Genomic DNA, 3,252 nt, shown 5'->3' with positions numbered 1-3,252 from the left:
GACGATTGCCCTCGGGCCAGCGACCGACGGCGAGCCCGGTGACGACTGGGTGCTTACGCTCTCGGCCGCGACATCGGACGAGGATCCCGATCCGGCCGAGCGTGTCGCCGTTCGCCTCACGCCGTGGGCGCTCCACGAGCTCTACATCGAGGCAAGGAATCTCTCACCAGACGCTCGTCAGGCAGGTCACACCGCCGAGTGTGGGCTCTGCGGCGAGCAGGTTCCACTCGACCGGGCGTGGCCGGACAACCGCAAGCGGCCGTGTCACCCAGACTGCTACGCCGACGCGTTCGGTGCGCCGCCTTGGTACGATGGACATTAGCTTGGTGTCGCTAGAGCGTCAAAGATGAGCGGGAACAAGCTTCTCATCGCCGCTGGTGCGACTGTGATCTGGGTCATCTCGGGGGTACTCTTGTTTGAGGTGGCGAGTTTGGCGTCGGCCTTCGAACTCGCAGTTTCTGGCCCGATCTTGGACCTCACATCGTCGCTTGATGCGTGGCTACTAGCTGGAGTTATTCTCGGTATCGTTGACGTCGCCCTCCTCTGGGACATGGCCACTGGGTGGTGACCACGAAACACCGACACCGCTCTAGTACCCGGCTAGCAGCCGTTTGTCCGGAAGAAGCTGTCAGACTAATCTTAAGATTAAGATTAAGATTAATTCGTTTAACTGAAATACTCTCTTAAGGCGTGAATACAAATGCCAGTATCTACAAATCAGTTATCTAAGAACAATCTCTAGGAGCCTCCATACAGTCCGACACAACTGCCACAAGATATTAGTTCTCGGTTCACGTATCATGAATTACGATGGTGGTAACAAACGCCCCGGCTGCGAACGAGAACGGCTCGAAAGAGGGCACCGCACGCTCCTTTATCGCAGCCTCAGAGATACTGGTGAATCCCGACATCGCCAGAGTCTATACTGACATCCTGCTGAATCAGCCTACTACGAACAGTAGTATCGAGCGTAGACTCGATCTTGCCGGAAGTACAACCTCAATGCGGGTTGGAAAGCTCAAAAACTTAGACATTGTCGAGGATGTCAGTAGCGGGAAAGAGAGCCAGCTCCGGACTGATTCACTATTTCTCCCCGTTGGGGAGGGAGAGACGCGGATACTGTTTGACCCGCTTACGATCGCCGCTTACGGTGCAAGCGGCGAGGTCAGTGAGATCGAACTCTTCGTTGATCGGCACGGCAAGGCGAAGCTGCTGATGGCGGTTGAGCAGACACGGGCATATCTCAGTGGCGAGGTGACTCGTCGTGGAGCAGCAGACCGCCTCAATGTTGATGAGATCGAGGCTATCAGCATCACGCAGGCGCTGGAGCCGATCATTGCCCTATTTGTCAAAGCAGGGCTCATCGATGATTCCTTCGAACACGACGTACATGATCGGAAGATTCGAAACACTCCGTACGTGTTTGAGCAGGAATGAGCGATCGACCGAAATTAGTTGACTCTTCACCCCTCTACCCGCTCCCGGATGCACTCCTCGTTGACTCGAGCGTCTTGGGTGGAATCGGGCGATCTACTCCAGAACGGCGACAGCTAATCAACTACATTCAGTCGAATGATAAGCAGTTGTACGTCTCCACTGGAGTAGTCAAGGAGTTGGACAAGGAATGGGCTGGTCCCTACGGTGTCAACGATTGGCTTGATCCAATACGTAACGAGGACTGGATTGTTGCCCTTCCAGAGCCGGATTACGGTGCGCGAATCCGTGACGGCCCGACCGTGAGCGAGATGGTTGACGAAGCACACGGAGAATTAGCCAAGCTCGAACAGGAGCGAGAAGATGAACTCCCGAAAACGGACGCCAAATTCGCCGGTAATCTTGTTCAAATCCGGGTGTCTGAGGGTCACAATTCCGTGGGGCTGATCATCGACGACAGGAACGCAGAGCGCGCACTATCCCAAGTAGTCAGTGAGACGGAGTACGAGCAATTCTTCCGGATACTGAGGGGGCCAGAGGTATTAGAAGAGATACATTAACACCCTTGTTGCTCTGCTGCCCTTCCGTTTCTGATAGTCCGTTGGATCTTCCACCGTGAGATCGTCCCGCGGTCGACCTTTCGGTACAGTTCGACAGAGAATCATAACGTTCCCTTCCCCGTTGGGGCTGCCCTCCTTGCGCGGTTATGAGATGAGATCCGTTAAGTTAACGACCTCACCATACCACCACTCCGCATAATCTCGGAGGATAGATTTGATGCGTGCCTTCTATTTTCTACTTAAGTATCTGGAATAATATACTCACTCTAGCTTCTCTTTCTGTTTTTCATTAAATCCGCAGAATGTGTTAGGACTAGGTGAAAACAAGATCGAAACTGTATCGCCGTTGAGGGCTTCTGAAACACACATTTGGAAGAGAAGTAAGGCAGCAGATGTCGTAGGAGGTTGATCTATGCTGTCGACGGCGAAAAATGATTTTTCCGCCTTTTGTGATATCTTGGTCCGGACACAGTTATGCGATCCAACAGAGCAAAACAATCCTTGATCGATACTGTCCAATTCGAACCTACTCAAGCAAAAGTCAACTACTCACTGTGCCTATTCATCCTCGGTATCTGTTGCGGCCAAAATCTCAGGATACCGGTTCCGTATCGTCATCTCGCTTACGTCCGTAGCATGAGCGATATCTGCTTGTCGGAGAGACTCATCGCACTGTTTGGCAGCCGCGTACAGTGCCCCTGCGGCGATGCCTACCGGATGTTTCCCGCTGTGAACACCGTTTTCAACCGCTATTCCGGCGAGACGTCGTGCCTCTCGCTCTGTCGCGTCCGTACACTCCACGTCCGACGCAATCCGCCCGATGAACGAACGAGGATCTGTTGGTGGAATTTCTAACCCGAGTTCACGTGAGACGTGTCGATATGCCCGCTCAACGCGAATTTGTTCGACGCGGCTCACTGTTGAAACCTCGTCGATAGAGCGCGGGACGTCATCCATGCGACTCGCCGCGTACAGCACCGCAGTGGCGACGCTTTCAACGGCTCGACCCGGAAGGAGTCCGTCCGCAAGTGCGCGACGGTAGATGACGCCTGCCGTCTCTCGGGTGCTTTCGGGCACGCCGAGCGCGGAAGCCATGCGGTCGATCTCACCGAGCGCATGCATGAGATTCCTATCCGCCGATGAGCGTCGTCGGAAGCGCTCATCCCATCGTCGAAGGCGACGCATCTGTTGTCGCCGTTCTCCCGACAGCGCGTTCCCCTTCGCGTCGGTGTCTTGCCACCCGATCACCGTCGATAAC

5 protein-coding genes are annotated in these 3,252 nt (G+C 54.6%); 4 read left to right on the top strand and 1 reads right to left on the bottom strand.

Annotated features, from left to right (window positions below):
- From EXE42_RS14915 to EXE42_RS20270, 4 genes are all read left to right on the top strand, one after another.
- The coding region (locus EXE42_RS14915; protein ID WP_137706839.1) for a hypothetical protein at window positions 1-322 on the top strand (322 nt) is incomplete at its 5' end.
- A 24-nt stretch (window positions 323-346) separates the two neighbouring features.
- Entirely contained in the window at window positions 347-568 is a 222-nt protein-coding gene (locus tag EXE42_RS14910) for a hypothetical protein (protein ID WP_137706838.1), read from the top strand.
- Between the two features lie 242 nt (window positions 569-810).
- The gene (locus EXE42_RS14905; protein WP_137694868.1) at window positions 811-1,437 is read left to right on the top strand and encodes a hypothetical protein; all 627 of its coding nucleotides are present in this window, start codon (window positions 811-813) and stop codon (window positions 1,435-1,437) included.
- Complete coding sequence (locus tag EXE42_RS20270; RefSeq protein ID WP_241988401.1) at window positions 1,434-1,994, top strand: hypothetical protein; 561 nt, start codon at window positions 1,434-1,436, stop codon at window positions 1,992-1,994. The genes EXE42_RS14905 and EXE42_RS20270 overlap by 4 nt, the downstream gene beginning before the upstream one ends.
- Before the next feature lie 558 nt (window positions 1,995-2,552).
- On the opposite strand, the gene EXE42_RS14895 is transcribed toward EXE42_RS20270, so the two are convergent.
- On the bottom strand, window positions 2,553-3,252 hold a 700-nt coding region (locus EXE42_RS14895; protein ID WP_241988400.1), incomplete at its 5' end, for a transcription initiation factor IIB family protein.

It is taken from the genome of Halorubrum sp. SP3, assembly GCF_005435195.1.
In the GTDB taxonomy this organism is placed as follows: domain Archaea; phylum Halobacteriota; class Halobacteria; order Halobacteriales; family Haloferacaceae; genus Halorubrum; species Halorubrum sodomense.
This window is presented reverse-complemented; position numbering and strand designations above follow the sequence as displayed.

Excerpts from the sequence above, each read along its gene's own strand:
- EXE42_RS14910 (WP_137706838.1), top strand. The coding sequence starts at position 347 with ATGAGCGGGAACAAGCTTCTCATCGCCGCTGGTGCGACTGTGATCTGG.
- EXE42_RS14905 (WP_137694868.1), top strand. The coding sequence starts at position 811 with ATGGTGGTAACAAACGCCCCGGCTGCGAACGAGAACGGCTCGAAAGAG.
- EXE42_RS20270 (WP_241988401.1), top strand. The coding sequence starts at position 1,434 with ATGAGCGATCGACCGAAATTAGTTGACTCTTCACCCCTCTACCCGCTC.